Origin of the sequence: Brevibacillus choshinensis (genome assembly GCF_016811915.1) — a bacterium.
Classification (GTDB): Bacteria; Bacillota; Bacilli; order Brevibacillales; family Brevibacillaceae; genus Brevibacillus; species Brevibacillus choshinensis_A.
Genome location: NZ_CP069127.1, coordinates 4,026,858 through 4,042,788 on the forward strand (window position 1 = coordinate 4,026,858; position 15,931 = coordinate 4,042,788).

At 49.7% G+C, this 15,931-nt stretch carries 15 protein-coding genes; 4 read left to right on the forward strand and 11 right to left on the reverse strand.

All coding sequences use genetic code 11. The annotated features are described in order from the left end of the window. Positions 1–146: 146 nt before the first annotated feature. Positions 147–1,058, forward strand: a complete 912-nt coding sequence (locus tag JNE38_RS20270) for an amidoligase family protein (RefSeq protein ID WP_203352972.1) — start codon at positions 147–149, stop codon at positions 1,056–1,058. A gap of 327 nt (positions 1,059–1,385) precedes the next feature. On the opposite strand, the gene JNE38_RS20275 is transcribed toward JNE38_RS20270, so the two are convergent. After that, the gene (locus JNE38_RS20275) at positions 1,386–2,753 is read right to left on the reverse strand and encodes a DJ-1/PfpI family protein (protein ID WP_203352973.1); all 1,368 of its coding nucleotides are present in this window, start codon (positions 2,751–2,753) and stop codon (positions 1,386–1,388) included. A 223-nt stretch (positions 2,754–2,976) separates the two neighbouring features. Then, a complete protein-coding gene (locus JNE38_RS20280) occupies positions 2,977–4,437 on the reverse strand; it encodes a sensor histidine kinase (protein WP_238933390.1) in 1,461 nt (486 codons plus the stop codon). A gap of 291 nt (positions 4,438–4,728) precedes the next feature. Here JNE38_RS20280 and JNE38_RS20285 point away from each other — a divergent pair, with 291 nt between their 5' ends. Continuing rightward, on the forward strand, positions 4,729–5,088 hold the full coding sequence (locus JNE38_RS20285) for a hypothetical protein (protein WP_203352974.1): 360 nt from the start codon (positions 4,729–4,731) through the stop codon (positions 5,086–5,088). A gap of 106 nt (positions 5,089–5,194) precedes the next feature. Here the strand turns inward: JNE38_RS20285 and JNE38_RS20290 are convergent, their stop codons facing one another. The 9 genes from JNE38_RS20290 to JNE38_RS20330 form a co-directional block, all read right to left on the reverse strand. After that, the gene (locus JNE38_RS20290) at positions 5,195–6,193 is read right to left on the reverse strand and encodes a histidinol phosphate phosphatase domain-containing protein (RefSeq protein WP_203357661.1); all 999 of its coding nucleotides are present in this window, start codon (positions 6,191–6,193) and stop codon (positions 5,195–5,197) included. Then, on the reverse strand, positions 6,193–6,993 hold the full coding sequence (locus tag JNE38_RS20295; protein WP_203352975.1) for a DeoR/GlpR family DNA-binding transcription regulator: 801 nt from the start codon (positions 6,991–6,993) through the stop codon (positions 6,193–6,195). The genes JNE38_RS20290 and JNE38_RS20295 overlap by 1 nt, the downstream gene beginning before the upstream one ends. A gap of 13 nt (positions 6,994–7,006) precedes the next feature. Continuing rightward, a complete protein-coding gene (locus JNE38_RS20300; RefSeq protein ID WP_203352976.1) occupies positions 7,007–8,035 on the reverse strand; it encodes an ABC transporter ATP-binding protein in 1,029 nt (342 codons plus the stop codon). Further along, positions 8,032–8,826: an ABC transporter permease gene (locus tag JNE38_RS20305; protein WP_203352977.1), complete on the reverse strand. Its 795-nt coding sequence runs from the start codon at positions 8,824–8,826 to the stop codon at positions 8,032–8,034. The genes JNE38_RS20300 and JNE38_RS20305 overlap by 4 nt, the downstream gene beginning before the upstream one ends. Next, entirely contained in the window at positions 8,823–9,674 is an 852-nt protein-coding gene (locus tag JNE38_RS20310; RefSeq protein WP_238933392.1) for an ABC transporter permease, read from the reverse strand. Before JNE38_RS20310 ends, JNE38_RS20305 begins: the two co-directional genes overlap by 4 nt. Before the next feature lie 19 nt (positions 9,675–9,693). Next, a complete protein-coding gene (locus JNE38_RS20315) occupies positions 9,694–10,518 on the reverse strand; it encodes an alkaline phosphatase family protein (protein ID WP_203352978.1) in 825 nt (274 codons plus the stop codon). A gap of 15 nt (positions 10,519–10,533) precedes the next feature. After that, positions 10,534–11,631 (reverse strand): ABC transporter substrate-binding protein, encoded by a 1,098-nt coding sequence (locus tag JNE38_RS20320; protein ID WP_203357663.1) that lies wholly within the window; start codon positions 11,629–11,631, stop codon positions 10,534–10,536. A gap of 267 nt (positions 11,632–11,898) precedes the next feature. After that, positions 11,899–12,786: a YitT family protein gene (locus JNE38_RS20325; RefSeq protein ID WP_203352979.1), complete on the reverse strand. Its 888-nt coding sequence runs from the start codon at positions 12,784–12,786 to the stop codon at positions 11,899–11,901. A gap of 242 nt (positions 12,787–13,028) precedes the next feature. After that, a complete protein-coding gene (locus JNE38_RS20330) occupies positions 13,029–13,868 on the reverse strand; it encodes a helix-turn-helix transcriptional regulator (RefSeq protein ID WP_203352980.1) in 840 nt (279 codons plus the stop codon). A gap of 152 nt (positions 13,869–14,020) precedes the next feature. Here JNE38_RS20330 and JNE38_RS20335 point away from each other — a divergent pair, with 152 nt between their 5' ends. Both JNE38_RS20335 and JNE38_RS20340 read left to right on the forward strand, forming a co-directional pair. Further along, a complete protein-coding gene (locus tag JNE38_RS20335; RefSeq protein ID WP_238933393.1) occupies positions 14,021–15,439 on the forward strand; it encodes an MFS transporter in 1,419 nt (472 codons plus the stop codon). A 200-nt stretch (positions 15,440–15,639) separates the two neighbouring features. Next, positions 15,640–15,840 (forward strand): cold-shock protein, encoded by a 201-nt coding sequence (locus JNE38_RS20340; RefSeq protein WP_055746500.1) that lies wholly within the window; start codon positions 15,640–15,642, stop codon positions 15,838–15,840. The last annotated feature ends 91 nt before the right edge of the window (positions 15,841–15,931 follow it).

Consider the following 15,931-nt stretch of genomic DNA (forward strand, 5'->3'; position numbering starts at 1 on the left):
GAAAGGGCCTTTTTTATGACAAAGACTGTTCGGGAGGCGTTTCCCTTGCCAAGAAAAAAAGTCCCTCGTTAATCCCGTGCTCCGCCGCCCCCTCCCCTAGTTAGAATTTTTTAGGCTAACAATCAAACCTGGGAGGAAGGCGAACCATGAAGCCCTTTGCTATGAACTGGAAAGCCCTTCATTTTGGCGTAGAAATTGAATTTGTTGGAGGTAAACCCGAGGTTGTTGAACTCTTGCCAGGCTGGACTATGGCGTTGGATGAACGGCAAATTGATGATACCGGCGAAGAGTCCGGCAGCGAACTTCAAACGCCCCCCATTCTCTGGAAAGATCGCGAACAAATCCGCGAGATGCTCCTAAGGCTCCATGCGACAGGAGCTAGGGTGAACTGGAATTGCGGACTTCACATCCATGTTAGTTTGGAGCCTTGGGGAGAAGAAGCCATTCCCGATTTTATCGAGGCTGCCTTGCAACATCAAGAATCAGTCAAAAACTTATTCAACACCAGTGAAGATCGGCTCGTATACTGCCCCCCTGTCACCAGGGAAATGCGGGATCGGTTTATTTCCGCCCCTGGGGATGCGGCGCTTCGACATACAGGACGCCCTCAATCCCATCGATGTGGCATCAACCTTGCTGCATGGTACGATAACCGAACAGTGGAAATTCGTTATGCAAACGGCACTTTGAATTACGGTGAAGTAATCCGTACTGTAGAATTTTGCCTTCGCTTCATTGCAGCCATCGGTGCACGACGAAAGCTCCCATGCAATCCCGAGCAAATGGCAGCTGAACTCGGAGTGCCTCTCTCTGGATATCCCCGGCCCATACCTGCCCCGCTTTGGTATCGAGAGAGAATATGGCTGGAAAACATGCTAGTGCCGATAGTAACCCCTATAGTCAACAGCCTTGTCCGTCATAGCGAAATCCTTCAAATACTGCCTAGACCAGATGGTTTATTGGTTGTGGTCGAAAATTCCGACGGCGAGATATTCAGATACCTTTTCCATTTATCTGCAGATGGCTGGAAAATGGTTCGTAAGCTCCCAGATAAATAAATGCTTCCGGTCAAATGCTTACGACCTCCACTTGGTAATAATTTACTGACATTTCACCCTCACCTCAAACATAAATAGGTAATGGGTAACGGGTTTGGCGACCCACGTTACCCAAGGGCACTTGATTCTCTGTTGGATGTGGGGCCGCTTCGGATTGGCGACCTGGCGGCCCACATCTTGTTCCCCTAATTATTGGTAAAGGATGGCTACGAAAATACAATATGCCATTACTTACACAGCGATACATTTTTTTTCACATGATCGTCCTTCTGGCTCAGCCAAACTTCCCCTTAAGCTCAGTGCCACTTCCGGCAGTTACCATTTTACTCACATTGATTGATGACGCCCTCTTTTCCCTTTTCGAATGTATTGCCTATCCAGAAAGAATGCAGCCAGCCATGCTGCTCCCCCAAGCAAAACGGGTACACCGAAAGCCTCATAGGAAAACGGACTGCCTTCGAAGTGCAGCGTGGTGGCACGGTATTCCAATCGCTTGGCACCATATTTAGCAGTTAGGACGTCCTCCTGCTTCGCTAAATCTTCAAGCGGAGCATCAAAGATAAATCGGTTCGCGGAGCCGCTGTGAATGAACTCTGGCACTACGTTGTTCCCCTTTTCGTTCCACTGCTTGACCTCATCCGCAGCTATAGTCTCCGCCTCTACTCCTGGAACGAACATGCGATCCAGCATCGGCGCATTCGACATTTGATATCGGGAGACCAAGTTGAGGTGATACTTCGTGACAATAGGCTGCTTGGCGTCTGAGATGGTGTGCACCTTTGCTGTTCCCGAGGCAGCATACGTATCAAAAATCGTCGCAAGTGCTCCGTCATCCATCCCGTTGTACAGCAACACCCCTGCGTTTTTTTTGTCCCATTGGAATGCTTGGTTGAGCACAAAGATCACTTCGGTATGATCAAGATGATAAGAATCTACCTTCGGGTTTTTTACGAATTGATAAAAAGGGTAATTCATCTCTTTCGCTATTTTCTCCGCCATCGGCTCGCCTACTTGCTGCGAGATCACGTAGAGGACAGCATCGATACCTGAAGTGAGAGCTGCGGAAGAGACGATGTTCCCGTCTGCAACGTAACGCAGATCCCTTCTCCATTTCGTTTCAGGATCGTTATTGATTTCATGATAATCAAAGCTTTTCCAGTCTGTAGTCGCTTCTTTCCCTTTTAATAGACCTGTGTCTGCGAGATTCACCCCTCCAGCGCAAATGCTTAGCAGCTTCGTATCCGCATGTTTTCGTATCCATTCCCGTACAGGTTTATATTTGGCTTCGTCAACCCTAGGCATGGCCGGGATCACAATAAGATCGGGACTTTTACCTAACAATCGATCGAGTTCATCAAAAGAATAGTGCGGCATCAGATCCAAACCGCCAGAGAGAGTCTTCACATTTTTGTCCGGGGCGACTGCATAGACGTTGTAAGCCCCCGTCATGGCGAACATTTCATATGGAACCATAAAATCAAACACTTCTGTCGTCGGATTGGATAACATGACAGCTACTGTAGGTTTTTCCGGTTGATGTTCAGGGACGCTCACGACTTGCAAAGCAGGCAACGGTGTCTGCCGAGTGGGGATCCAATATCCTTGATTGGAGCGAATATAGCCAAACGCACCGACCCCTCCGAAAAGGATAACGAACGTCATGGCATAGATAACGATGCGAACGAATTTCTTCATCTTTGATTCTCCTCTGATCAATTTTTTGATCATTTCCTCATTTACCTCTTACCGAAAAATTACCTACGAACCTCTGAGTATTTTTGCACTGCCCGCCCCCCGAGAGGCCCTGGGATTACGATAAACCGGCAGTATGAACTCAATATGAACGGACAGGAATGATCAAAAAAATACCGCCCACGCGGGGCGATATCGATCATTCATAGCATTGTGTTTTGCTTTGCTAGTTTTCACGCGGTAGTGTGACTGTAAAAGTTGTTCCGCTGCCAAGGCTGCTAGACACCTGAATTTCTCCGTTGTGCATTTCGACGATTTGCTTGACGATGGATAAGCCAAGCCCATTTCCCTTTACAGAACTGCTACGGGCTTTGTCCACTTTATGAAAAGGTTTAAAAATATGGACGAGTTCTTCTTCAGGGATCCCGATCCCGCTGTCTGTTATCGAAACGATATTTTGATGCGCTTTCCCTATCGATTGGATGCGTATCGTACCGTGAGGCGCAGTGAATTTGATTGCATTGCTGAGCAAGTTGATCCATACCTGATCCAGTTGATCTTTGTCTGCATGAACGGTTATCGCCTCGAGATCAACATCCATGTTGATTTCTTTTACAGTCCAAAGGGGCTCTAAAGTAATGACAACCCTCCGCAGTTGCTCATCCAATCGGTATGCAGCAGCCTTTAATGGATGCTTCTCCTGCTGCAAATAAGAGAGCTGAAGCAAATTTTGCCCCAAGCGAGACAACCTCTCGCTCTCCTCCTCGATAATCGTCAAATAACGCAGACGGCTCTCGTCGCTCATTTGCTTCTGCTTTAAAGCCTTCGAAAACCCGGAAATGGAGGTTAAAGGTGATTGAATCTCATGAGAGACACTGGATACAAAATCTTGCCGCATTTGATCCAGCTTCGCAAGCTCTTTTGCCATATCATGAAAGCTCACACTTAATTGACCAATCTCGTCCCTACGATTCGTAGGAAGGGTCGTAAAATCAAAGGTCCCTTTTGCCATCTTCTTCGTCGCTTCCGTTAACCGCGTGATCGGATTCACTACATAGCGGGCGGCAATCAGAATTAGAAAGCTGCCAATAAACAGAACTAGAATATATAGAGCGTGAATCCAAGGCATATTTTCTTGCTCTTCCTCCACCGTATTCTTATCCAGTGTGAGAAATAATGCGTAGGGATCACCTTTCACCGTAAATGGAACTCCTACCATTGGAAGACCATGTGTTTCCGTATCGAGAGTGCGCGCAATGCTGCCGCCAAGCACCTGCTTAATATGACTCTGCTGCACATGCATGGGCTCTTTATCTTCTAGCAGCGGCGCCCCCTCCTTGTTGTACAGTTGGATGCTGTACAGAGAAAGACCAGAGAAACTCTGCACGAACGATCCCAACTCGGCAGAAGGGTTCGATTGATAAGCTTCGATGATGGTATTGGCGTCTTTCACTAACGTCTCTTCTATAAAATGATGAGTCCGCCCTTCAAACATCCAGGTACTGAAAATAAAAGCCGCGAACAAGCTCAACATCACAATGCAGATAAAGACCAATACGACGCGGGTATACAGCGATTTAATCCGAATACACCTCCAGACGATAACCATCTCCCCGGATAGAGACGATGCGAAAATCAGAGTCAAAGTCATCTGTTCCGGGTGCAAGTGGTAATACTTCTCGTTCATTCACTGGATTTCCCGCCTAGTCATTATGGAAATCATGAATTCTTTTTCAGAAACCGATTACTCCTGTGAAATCCTATTTACCGGCATAGCGACACTGTATAACACCTTTGTGAACTCAAAATGAACAGCTCGGAGGCGACGGGCCTATTGGGCAACGACCATCATCGTCAGACGTTTGTGCACGGTTCATTGTTCGATGAGCCGTTCATCTTGCGTTCATATTGAATTCATCATTCTGAATTTTTGTGGCTTAGGAAAGCTACTTTCGAAAATGTGAAGGAGGAAATGGTGATGAAGTTTTGCTGTGCGAAGGGAAAAAATAATCAAGAAGCGTCGAAGTTGGGCAATTCAAAAAAAATATTACCCTTTTTACCTGTAATCATTACTTTTTTGGCTACCCAACATTGGCTTCATGGCCTTGTTTTTATCATGCTCGGTGGAACGGCTGGCGAGTTAATGAGTATGGGGCCGGAAGCGATGCAAACATTCCAGCGAGTGATGATCGTGTTAACCCTTATAACTGTCCTCTGGTCGGTTTATCAGCTAATGCAGAATGGATTTAGACAAAAAGCATCGATGGTGATGACCTCTATTTCATCCACCATTGGGATCGGCTATGTGATTGTCACTTTAATGAAATCCGGCTGGTAATCCTACACGAGAACCCCGATTCGTATCGCATAAAAAGCCGGCGTTACAGATGAACGCCGGCTGACCGGTAACGAGCGTATGGGGTGTTACTACTGATGGATCAGTTTCATGTCAGCGAAACCGTTTTGCGTTTGCGCCGTTCAAAAGTCGCTATTTCCTGATACCCTGCGTATCTCAAGTTGTTCCGTGCCTCGTCCAAATAGCTGCCCAAGTGGTCGGGAAAGTGGGAGTCGGAGGAAGTCGTAATCGGTACACCATGCTCACACAGGATTTGCAAAAAGCTGAGGCTGGGGCACATTTCCTTTACGGGATAGCGATAGAACAGCCCGGTGTTGATCTCTGTCGCGGTATCGTGCTTGCGCAGCAGCCCCGCGATCTTCTGGTAGAGAGGGATCAGCTCTTCTTCAGGAGGTCGGTGACCGAACACCTTGAGATTGTCCAGATGCGCGACGATGTCGAAAAGCCCGCTCTCGATGGCTCTCTCCACTACAGAAAATGTCTCCCGATAGAGTGCCAGCAAGTCTCTTTGTTCAAAGAGCTCTTGCGTTTCCGGATTGTCAAATCCCCAGCCTCCGGCAAAATGGACGGAACCGATGACGTGGTCCCACGGATAGTGCCTGATCATCGGAGCAAGCACGGTTTCTCCACCTACAAAATAATCAGCCTCAAGCCCCAGCCGCAAAGAAATCCCATCCGCTTCCCAGACAGGCTGCTGCGATTGAATGAAAGCAACGAATTCCTCCATGGAAGTCGTGCACACTTGGTCGAGCCAGATACGCTGTAGCCGCCCAAGCTCATCATCCCCCAGATGCATGTGCTCCTCGAAATACGGTTTGAACTCCCGGAATCGGTAGAGATGGTCGACGATCCCCACTTCCTGGAGCCCCAGCTCCCTGGCCCGCAAGCGATAGAGATTCAACCACTCCGGTGAGTAAGCTCCCTGACGGATTCGCATGGCCATGAATTCGGACAGCTCTTCCATCCACTCCCGCGTGTGCCTCTGTTGATCGAGTCTGTGGACAGAAAGCAGCGCCTCTGCCGTGCGTGTCCACCAGCCCAATGAATACGGCCCTTCCTCCAAATGAACGTGATAATCGACTTTCATCATCGTCCCTCCCCAGTATCCACCGTCATCCATGTTACCCCTTTGATCCCCAGCTCATTTTCCCAGGACGCGGGGCTATCGTGGTCCGAGATAACGACATCGACAGAATCCAGAGACGTTATCTTGCAAAACGCTTGCACGCCGATTTTGCTTTGATCGGCTAGAACAAAGACGGACTTGGACACTCGCGCCATCACAATAGACATCATCGACTCATTGATATCGTAATCGCTGATGCCCGTAGACAGCGAGATCCCGCCAACAGAGATGAACGCTTTATCCACATGAAATGTCTCCAGCATTTTTTCGCACAGGGGGCCGCTGATGGACTGCTGCTCCGTGTTGATTTCCCCGCCCAGCAGAATCACTTTTCCCGTAAATAATTGCTGGTTCAAGGAGTCAGCCAAAAGAGAAGCAACCGGTAGCGAATTCGTCAGGACCGTCAGCCGCCTCCTTCCCTGGATGGCTCGGGCAAATTCCAGCATGGTCGTTCCCGTATCGATCACGACGGTGTCCCCATCGGATAAAAGCTCGGCTGCCCGCTGACCAATCGCCCGCTTCGCCGACAGATTGATGTCCTGCCGCTGGTGATAAGGCGGCTCCCCTTCTGTGTAATTCTGCTTGACGGCTCCTCCGTACACACGCTTGAGCTTCCCTAACTGCTCCAGCGCATCCAAGTCACGGCGGATCGTCTCGCTTGATACTTCCAGCCTTTCTGCCAGCGAGAGGACATTTACCTTTCCGTACAAATTCAATTCCTCAATGATTGCTTTTTTTCTTTCTTCCGCTAAGATGGACATGGACTACGCTCCCTTATTGTAACGGGATGCACTCGTCTGCCGGGATCCACATGTTCACAGAGGTCCCCGAACGAATCCATTGATTGCCTGACGTATTGAGCGCATCCACTTGCAGGTATTGATTTTTCGCTTCGACCTCGTACCGCACTACATTTCCTTTCATCGTCAAATTGCGGACGACACCTTCCACCCGCCATCCCCGCTCCGATCCCGGAGTGAGGCTTGCCCCCATAGGCGTCAGGGTAATCACTTCCGGCCGAATCGCAACAGAAGTTCCGGACAATGAGCCATCCCCTATCAGCTGGTCTAGCTGCGTATGACTCAGCACATTGTAGTTCCCGATAAAGCGCGCGACAAATTCACTCGCAGGGCGGGAATAGATTTCTTCCGGGGAGCCGGTCTGGACGATGTTCCCGTGATCCATGACAAAGATCCGGTCGGAAACGGTCAAAGCCTCTTCCTGGTCGTGCGTGACAAACACGGTCGTAATGGAAAGCTCCTGCTGGATTCTCCTGATTTCCGTCTGCAGGTTTTTGCGAATCTTCGCATCCAAGGCACTCAGAGGCTCATCCAGCAGCAGGATTTTCGGTTCCACCACGAGCGAACGCGCCAACGCCACCCGCTGCTGCTGCCCGCCGGAGAGCTGGTGGGGGAAGGAAGCCTCCCTGCCTTTCAGATCCACGAGTCTGATCATCCGCTCGACCTGGGACTGGTATTGTTCCTTTCGCAGGCCATGCATTTTCAAGCCAAAAGATACGTTGTCAAACACGTTCATATTGGGAAACAGCGCGTAGGATTGAAACACCATGCCCACTCCTCTGTCTTTGGGGGCAAGCGTTGTGATGTCCGTCTCTCCCACGATGATTTTCCCATCCTCCGCTTCAGTCAAACCGGCGATGCAGCGCAGCAATGTGCTTTTCCCACAACCGCTCGGACCGAGCAGCGTGATCAATTCGCCCTTTTCGATCGAGAGGGAAACCTGGTTCAACACTGTGGCATCCTTGTATCGTTTGGTCAGTTTGTCAATGTGGACATAGCTCATCTGCTTCCCTCCTTGGACGATTTCCCCAATCTCATCACGACTCCCGACAGGACGAAGAGCAGAATGAAATAGGTGACCACTATCGCACTTGTGAGATGACCGCTCTCTTCCATGCGGCGGATCAAGTAAATTTGCATCGTTTCGTAGTGCCCGCCCACCAATAGATTAGCCAGAACAAATTCTCCGAACAGCGTGGAAAAGGATAGTAATGTGGATACAATGATTCCCGTGAGGATATTGGGAAAAATCACTTTCCAAAAAGCCTGCATCCTGCTAGCCCCTAATAGCTCTGCCGCTTCCACCAGCCGGATGGCGTCAATGGTGCGCATGCTGTTCCGGATTCCTTGGTACATGTACGGAAGAACGATGACAAAATAAGCGCCTACCAAAAGCCAGATGCTTCCGGACAATACGATCGGACCGGAAGAGTACAGCTTGATCAGACCGACGGCCGCCACGACGCCGGGAATGGCGTAAGGCAGCATGACCAATCCTTGAAGAACGCGATCCCACTTGGAGAAGTAAACCGTGACGATGAATATCGTCGGGACCATCACGCCGACGCTGATGAAGATCGCGATCAGGCAGACTACGAGCGTGCGCTGCAAGGCTTGCAAGAAGCGCGGATCTGTAAACAGCTCCTGGTACCACGCGAGCGTATACCCTTCCGGCAGGATCGTCCGGTACCAGTCTGTCGCAATGGAATATAAGAACGTGGCGATGAGTGGGACGAACAGATAGAACATGACAAGCGTGGCTACGGAGCCGTGAAATGCCTTGTTGGGTTTCATCCCAGCTCCCTCCTCACTCGGCGCATCATCCACTCGTTGATCAGCATTGCGCCCACCATGGTGATGGCCAAAAGGACGGCTAGCGCTCCAGCCAGTTCCGGTCTGGCAGCTACATCACCCGCGACCAAAGCGCCGATGCGGATGGCAATCAAATTGTAGTTGCTGCCCACCAAGGCGTAGGCTGTCGCGTAAGCACCCATTGCATTGGCAAACAAGATGCTGAATGTTCCCACCACTCCCGGCAAGATCACCGGAAGCCCGATAAACCGCCAAAACTGCGCCGTGGAAGCGCCCAAGAGAGCTGCAGACTCCCTCCACTGTTCGGAGATCCCGTAATAGGTCGGATACAAAAGCAAAATGGCAAGCGGAACTTGAAAGTAGACGTATACGCACACCAAGCCAAACCAGCTGAACAGATCGATCGATGCCAAGGTCGTCCAGCCTAATTGTTTGAATAATAGAGTGAATAGTCCGTTGCTGCCCAATATGATGATATAGGCGAATGCAAGCGGGACCCCCGAGAAATTCGAGGTCATGTTGGAGAGCATCAGCAGAAAATCTCGCACCCGCCTGGAAAAACGTGTGATCGAATAGGCAGCGAACAGCGCCACCACAATTCCTACCGCGCTTGAGCAAAGCGAGATCACCAAACTGTTTTTCAAACCGATCAGGTAGTATTTGCTCGTCAACGCCTTGGTGTATTGATCCAGGCCCCAGCCGACTCCCCCATCCCCCCGAAAGCTTTCCGCAACCATGGTGAAGAGCGGTAGAATCTGAAAACAAATGACGAGAAGGGCAAAGGGCAGCAGGGAAAACAGTAGCCAAAGATGCCTTTTCCGGCTTTTCAAACGTATCCCCCCACTCGCTTTAGATTTTCACGCCGGGGAACGTGTGCGGAATCATCGCTTCCGATGCGGGAATGCCCAGCAGACGGCAGATCAAGGGAGCGACGGCCAACTGCGGGACAGCCTCTTCATACACACCAGGAGCAAAAGCAGAGCCGATCCCGTACATCGGAACATTCCGCTCGTCATCCCCCGTGCCGCCATGGTTTCCGTCCGGATTCATGCCGTGATCGGACGTCACGATGATCTGGTAGCCTTCCTCCATCCAAATCGGCAGCATCTGCGCCAAGATCGTGTCCACCGCAATCACTGAACCTCTGTACTGTTTGGAATCAGAGCCATACAGATGCCCCGCATTGTCCACCCCCATGGAGTGAATGTAGAGAAAATCGGGGTCGAATTCGCGCCGCAGCGTCTCCCCATCGATGATCAGATGAGAATCGGGATAGTTGTCGTCGAAGTAAAATCGTCCGTGCTGAATCGGTTTTTCCACATCATTTTGGAAGCGGTCTTCCACGTAGTGAAACGGAGCCCTGTTGTACAGCTCGCTCACCCAATAGTAGGCAGCTGCCGCATTGATCCGTCCATGCTCCTTCGTCAAATGAAAGATGCTTTTCTGCCCTGACAGCCGGACGGTGTGATTGGACGTGATTCCGTTTACGGAGCTTGGGGTTCCCGTCAACAGAACTTCATACAACGGCCGGGAGAGGCTGGGCAGCTCGGATTTGACCAGGTATCGCGCTGCCTTGCCAACTTCCACGAGATGGTTGACGAAGCCCATTTGCGTGATGGCCGCCTGATATTGCATCCCATCCACTACCACCACGATCACCTTGTTACTCTTCATCTTTGGTTCCCCCTGTTATTTGGCGTGGATCAAGACTTGCTCTTCCCACATCTGCGGCAATTTTTTGGCTGTCTCTTCCCACGCTTTTTGGTCTTTGACAGGTTTGGCATCTTTGTACTGGTCAGCCGGAATCATTTTCTTTGCGACCTCGTCCGGCAGTTTCACGCTTTCCCGGATCGGACGCGCGTAGCCTTTTGCAAGATTGATCTGACCGGCATCGCTCAGAATATACTCACGGGTCAGCATGGCAGCATGTGGGTGCGGCGCGTATTTGTTGATGATGGTGGCATAGCCGCTCACGACGGTGCCTCCGTTCGGAATGCTCACTTCAAAGCGGGAGGGATCAATCTGGTCACGGTAGGAGAGGGCATTGAAGTCCCACAGCAAGGCTACCGTCACTTCCCCTTTTTCAAGCGTCGCCACGTTCATTTCACCCAAAGAGAGTCGTCCTTGTTTGGCCAATTCCGCAAAAAAGTCGATCCCCGGCTGAATATTCGTCTCATCCCCACCGTGAGCGATTGCGGCTGCCAGAACGGACATTTGAGACTGGGCAGCTTTCGTCACGTCGCCAATCGCTACCTTGTAATCGCCGTTTTTGATGTCATCCCACGATTTTGGCGGGTTTTTTACCAACTCTTTGTTGGTCATGACGGCGATCGACCCCTGATAGCCCACGATCCAGTGACCATCCTTGTCTTTCGCCCATTCGAGAATCTCGTCCCAGTAAGAGGTTTTGTACGGCTGGGTGACTCCTTTGTCCACAGCTACGGGTCCAAAAGCGATCCCAACGTCGCCGATGTCCGCTGTCGGATTGTTTTTTTCCGCTTCATATTTGGCGATTTCCTCGGAGCTGCTCATGTCCGTGTCGGTGTGCTTCATGCCGTACTTGCTCTCCAAGTCCTTCCAGGTGCCAACCCAGTTCGCCCAAGAGTCCGGCATTCCCACGCTTACGACGGTTCCTTCTTCCTTTGCCTTCTTTTCAATGTCCGCCAGTGTCAGCTGCTGAGTCGGGGCTGCTTCTTGCTGCCCGCCTGCTGGTTGCTGATTCGTGCTGCCCGATCCTGTTGTATTGGTCGAACAACCTGTCATGACGGCAGCTGCCAAGAGAACCATGGATGCACCTGCGAAAAACGTACGTCTTTTCAACAATTCGATTTGTTTCAAGATGAGCGCCTCCCAAAGAAATGTGTTTTTTTCTTTCCTGACATCTGTGGACTTGATAATTCTTGTTGTTTGTTGACTGTTGTTACCTAGATTATATGTGCAAGGAAAATAGGCATACAATTGTTTTCGTTTAAACATTTTGTAAATTGATCGTGAAGGAACAAAAAAACTGGCGTTCGGGAAGAACACCAGTCTGAAAGGGATGGAGCTGTGCTGTTAATGAATGTCTTTTTTCTTAAATCGACCGCCATGCACGGCGGATACATCTGTGGCAATGGTAAATGCTTGCGGGTCTAATTCTCTAATAATATCCTTCAGCTTCGTTTCCTCTAACCTGGTAAAGACACACAAGATCACGCGCTTATCTTCCCCACTATAAGAACCTTCACCGTGCAAATAGGTTACCCCGCGACCCAACCGCTCGGTAATCGCATCCGCAATCTCCGTGGTATTATCACTGATGATATACACGGATTTCATGTCATCCATCCCTTTAACGACGATATCAATCGTTTTAAAGGCTACATAATAAGTGATCATTGAAAACAATGCATTTTCCAAAGAGAACACGAAAGCTGCAATGGCGAAAATAATCACATTCACAAACATGATGATTTCACCGACAGAAAACGGCAGCCTCTTCTCCACTAAGATCGCTAATGTTTCCGTTCCATCCAAGACACCACCGTTTCTGATGGTCAAGCCTACGCCTGCTCCCAGTATCAAGCCGCCGAAAACAACGGCAAGCAGCTCATTGTTCACGATCGGTTCAACATGATGCATGAAGGAAGTAGACACAGAAAGAGCTACGATTCCATAAAGCATACTGATCGCAAAGGTTTTCCCTATTTGCTTGTATCCTAGAAAGAAGAACGGCAAGTTTAAAATGACTAAGAACAAGCTCAGATTGATAGACGTCACATGGCTTAATATCATGGACAGACCCGTCACTCCACCGTCAATGATATTGTTCGGGATGAGCACCGCTTCCAACCCGTACGCCATAATGATGGCACCAATCGTAATAAAGATACCCCTTTTGACAATATTTCTTATGGTCAATTTTTTATGACTTGTTTTCTTTTTTTCTTCGAATTCATTCATTCATTTTTTCCTCCTGTTTTGTTTTCTCCCTATCCTATTTTAGCACATCAAGTAGATGGAGCGTTTTTCCTGTATATTCTGGGAACAAATGCCCATCCTGCGACCCCTCTCAATTACCCGTCTATTTTTTCGGAATGTTTTTTCTGCGCTGGCATTTATCCTTTATTCGATCGAATCGTTCCGTCAACTAGAACAGTACAGAAATAAAGAATCAGCCCCCATAAGGTCAGGCTGATTCTTTTTTATTTTGATAGAAGTCTGTTCATCTTCGAGAGGGTATCGTCATCGGAGGAAGGTAGATTGATGGTGACTGTAAGGTGGGGAGAATCCGTCACCCGAAATGAAACTTGATCGAATACGAGCAGTCCAGCTGTCGGATGATGATTGACTTTCCTACCCTCAGGGCCATTGAGCACATCATGCTGCGGCCACCACTCCCTAAATTCTGGGCTGACCTCGTTCAAGTCTCCGATGAGCTCATGCCACCAAGGGTCATCCGTATAGGCAGCGTAGCTGCTGCGAAAGTGTGCCAACCGGTGACGAGCATGGTTTTCCCAGTTTTCCTGAAGCAGCTCTCGAACATAGGGCGATGTGAACGTGCGCCAGATGCTGTTGCGTTCTCTTGTCGACATTTGCTCATAATTCCCATAAATCATATTCGCCGCCTTGTTCCAAGCGACAATATTCAAACGCTGATCGGCAACATAGGCAGGGCTCGTCAACTGAAGATCGAGGAAGCGTTGCAACGACGGACTAATCGTCGTTTCGGCTGGGATCTGATCCGCTGGCAGCTGCTGGATGGCCAGCAAAAATAAATGCTTCCGCTCGATGGCATCCAGTTGAAGCGCCAGCGCAATGTTCTCCAACACTTGTGCGGATACCTGAATATTCCGAGCTTGTTCTAGCCAGGTATACCAGTCGATGCTGATACCTGCGAGCGCCGCCACTTCACTGCGTCGAAGACCGGGCGTCCGCCGCCGACCTTCGCCTGGCAGCCCAACCTGATCAGGCGAAATCCTCGCGCGCCGTGTGCGTAAAAATTGAGCTAACTCATGAAGACGTGAATGGTCCGATTGTTGCACTTTTCACACCTCCTCCCCTTTTCTGCCTCCATTCATGGGAGAAAAACTCCTATGATAAACGCTCATCTTACTCTCGTTCTCGCTCCATTATACACTTTCAAAGGAAATGACGAATCCAACCAAATGATTAGATGAAAGGGGACTAGACTTTCTTGGAAAAGGCAGAACAAATACGCTCCAGCAACAGTAGCAGCAAGCTGGCAAAAGCCCTGCTGCTTCTGGGACTTTCACTCGGATACTTCATGGTGCTCTTGGACACGACGGTCGTGAGCATCGCCCTGCCAGCGATCCGTACTGACTTGGGAGGGGGGATCGAAGGCCTTCAATGGGTAGTAAACGCTTATACCATTGTTTTCTCCGGTTTCCTGCTATCGATGGGCGGATTGGCTGACAAGTTCGGAGCAAAACGACTCTATTTGGGCGGGTTAACGTTGTTCCTGATCGCCTCCGCTGCTTCCGCAGTCTGTCCTTCGCTTGGTGCACTGATTGCCATTCGCGCCATTCTCGGCCTTGGAGGAGCATGCCTGATGCCCGCATCGCTGTCGCTGCTTGCTCATGCTTTCCCAGAAGCAGGCGAACGTGCCCGAGCCCTCGGAATATGGGCTGCGGTTACTGGAGGAGCAATGGCCGCAGGACCAGTAGTTGGCGGCATCTTGGTGGATACTCTCGGCTGGCGCAGCATTTTCCTGGTGAATCTGCCGCTCGCCCTCCTCAGTCTGCTCCTGACTTCCCTTATGATTCGTGAAACTCCCCACAATCCGAAGAAAGGCTTTGACGCATCAGGCCAGTTCACGGCTATTGCAGCCATTGGCGCACTATCCTTCGCCCTAATGGAAGGGCAAGTGTACGGATGGGGTTCACCGATCATTATCTCTGCATGCAGTTTGGCGGTGCTCAGCGCCATCCTCTTCTTTAGGGTCGAGGCGATAGGAAAGGCGCCGCTTCTCCCATTAGCGTTGCTGAGGAGCCCGACTTTAGTAGCTGGAATTCTTGCTGGGATGGCAATCAACATCGGGCTGTCGGGGATTTTGTTCGTCATGCCGTTGTTCTTTCAGCAAGCCATTGGCTCATCCGCCCACATAGCTGGACTATCGCTTCTTCCGTTGACGATACCGTTAGCGTTTAATCCGATTTTTACGGGTCGGATCGTGGGCCAAATCGGGGCAAAGATACCGATGACGTTTGGCTTTTGCCTTGGGGCAATGGGGACACTCCTGCTGGTATGGGCGGATCAGAGCACGAGCTACGCCATCATGTTTTTCGGCTTGTTATTCATCGGTTTCGGTGTCTCTTTCACCATTCCCGCATTGATGGCAGCCGTGATCTCCTCTGCCCCCAAGGATCATACCGGTGCGGCAGCAGGCGCTTTAAACTCGAGTCGACAGCTTGGCGCGACGATTGGCGTTGCCATCATCAGCTCAGTCCTGACTGGCAGCGAATCTTTTATCACCGGAATGCATGGGTCTCTTATCGTTTTAACCATCATCTTAGTTGGCGGGAGTTTATTATCTTTCGCGTTTATCGGAGGTAGAAGAAAAACTGTGAATCAGAGTCAGGACGCTAAGGATTGATCATTTGTTGCCGTGTTAGGTTGCATCTTCACAATCACAAATTACGCGAATCATTTGCTATTTTTGTATATACCTGTTATGCTAAGGAAGAATTATTTTTGTTCGCATGAGAGGATCACATGGGTAACCATTTTTCGTCTAGATATTCCTGAGAGCAAGGATAGTAATAAATGTGTGTAGAACACTAGGAGGCAACAACAATGGAACAAGGTACAGTAAAATGGTTTAACGCAGAAAAAGGATTTGGATTTATCGAGCGTGAAGGCGCAGAAGACGTATTCGTTCACTTCTCCGCTATTCAAGGCGAAGGTTTCAAATCTCTTGACGAAGGTCAAAAAGTAACTTTTGACGTTGAAAAAGGCCAACGCGGCCCACAAGCTACTAACGTTCAAAAAGTTTAAGTAACGAACAAAGAAAAAGACTCTCTTTCAGGAGTCTTTTTTTTTATGCCTAGAGAAAAAAAGAAAAACCCTACTCGCAAATGAGTAGGGT

What these genes read in the sequence shown, in the direction of transcription:
- JNE38_RS20270 (WP_203352972.1), top strand. Translation starts at nt 147, where the DNA reads ATGAAGCCCTTTGCTATGAACTGGAAAGCCCTTCATTTTGGCGTAGAA.
- JNE38_RS20275 (WP_203352973.1), bottom strand. Translation starts at nt 2,753, where the DNA reads ATGAAGAAATTCGTTCGCATCGTTATCTATGCCATGACGTTCGTTATC.
- JNE38_RS20280 (WP_238933390.1), bottom strand. Translation starts at nt 4,437, where the DNA reads ATGAACGAGAAGTATTACCACTTGCACCCGGAACAGATGACTTTGACT.
- JNE38_RS20285 (WP_203352974.1), top strand. Translation starts at nt 4,729, where the DNA reads ATGAAGTTTTGCTGTGCGAAGGGAAAAAATAATCAAGAAGCGTCGAAG.
- JNE38_RS20290 (WP_203357661.1), bottom strand. Translation starts at nt 6,193, where the DNA reads ATGAAAGTCGATTATCACGTTCATTTGGAGGAAGGGCCGTATTCATTG.
- JNE38_RS20295 (WP_203352975.1), bottom strand. Translation starts at nt 6,993, where the DNA reads ATGTCCATCTTAGCGGAAGAAAGAAAAAAAGCAATCATTGAGGAATTG.
- JNE38_RS20300 (WP_203352976.1), bottom strand. Translation starts at nt 8,035, where the DNA reads ATGAGCTATGTCCACATTGACAAACTGACCAAACGATACAAGGATGCC.
- JNE38_RS20305 (WP_203352977.1), bottom strand. Translation starts at nt 8,826, where the DNA reads ATGAAACCCAACAAGGCATTTCACGGCTCCGTAGCCACGCTTGTCATG.
- JNE38_RS20315 (WP_203352978.1), bottom strand. Translation starts at nt 10,518, where the DNA reads ATGAAGAGTAACAAGGTGATCGTGGTGGTAGTGGATGGGATGCAATAT.
- JNE38_RS20320 (WP_203357663.1), bottom strand. Translation starts at nt 11,631, where the DNA reads ATGGTTCTCTTGGCAGCTGCCGTCATGACAGGTTGTTCGACCAATACA.
- JNE38_RS20325 (WP_203352979.1), bottom strand. Translation starts at nt 12,786, where the DNA reads ATGAATGAATTCGAAGAAAAAAAGAAAACAAGTCATAAAAAATTGACC.
- JNE38_RS20340 (WP_055746500.1), top strand. Translation starts at nt 15,640, where the DNA reads ATGGAACAAGGTACAGTAAAATGGTTTAACGCAGAAAAAGGATTTGGA.